General features: G+C 73.2%; 1 protein-coding gene. It reads right to left on the bottom strand.

The genetic code is table 11. The annotated features are described in order from the left end of the window. Positions 1-136: 136 nt before the first annotated feature. Positions 137-896: MFS transporter (locus tag Q2100_RS31465; RefSeq protein WP_302917155.1), on the bottom strand; the 760-nt coding region annotated here is incomplete at its 5' end.

Below are 896 nucleotides of genomic sequence, written 5' to 3'. Positions count from 1 at the left end.
CGACCGGCGCGGGCGGCGGCGGTGGCGGTGGGGCGGGTTGCGCCGTCGCCGAGGGCGCTGCCAGCGCCATTGATCCCACGAGGGTTCCCGCGAAGATCGCGGTCACCAACTTCCGCACGGTTCGCTGCCGCATGCGTCACCTCCAATTGCACAAAGCTCGGAACCAGTCTCGCACAGCGCGGGGACCAGCTACCGCCTCGCGGGGCGGCTCGTCCGCGGCGTCGGCCGGCGGCCGACTCGCTGAACTGCGGTGTTGATCGCTGAAAAGGTTCCCAGCGTTACTCCCGGCAATGGCCGAGGGAACGCCGAAGAGGTCGCGAACAGCCAGTACGCCGCCCAGCGCGGCGCCGATCAGCACCGCCGACGCGGCCAGCAGCCCCGCAGGTCCGGCCCACTCGTAGAGCACCCCGGCGGCCAGTGCACCGGCCATGATGCCGACCTGGAAGGCGGTGACGTAGCGGCCGGACGCGGCGTCGGGGTCCTCGGGTGCGCTGCGGATGACGGCGGCCTGCAGCATCGGGGGCAGCGCCGTCGACGTGGCGCCCCACACCAGGACGGCGACGACGCCGACCAGCGCGGCACGGCCGTCGGCCGCCGTCCAGGCCAGCACGCCGAACGCCGTCGCCAGCAGGGTCAGTCCGTACAGCACCGCGGTCCGCGGATCGCGGTCGCCTGCTCGTGCCGTGGCCGCCATCGACAGCAGGCCGGCGATCCCGAAGGCGGCCAGCAGCCACGCCAGCTGCGGACCACGCAGTCCGATCACCTCGCGCAGGATCACGACGATGAAGGTGTAGGACACGAAGTGTCCGGTGACGCCGACGAACGTCAGCGCCGACAGCGCACGCGAACGGCCGCCGGCGACACGGCGACCGGTCCGGCGGGCAGGGCCCGCCGTG

Source organism: Mycolicibacterium arseniciresistens (assembly GCF_030519285.1).
Classification (GTDB): domain Bacteria; phylum Actinomycetota; class Actinomycetes; order Mycobacteriales; family Mycobacteriaceae; genus Mycobacterium; species Mycobacterium arseniciresistens.
This window is presented reverse-complemented; position numbering and strand designations above follow the sequence as displayed.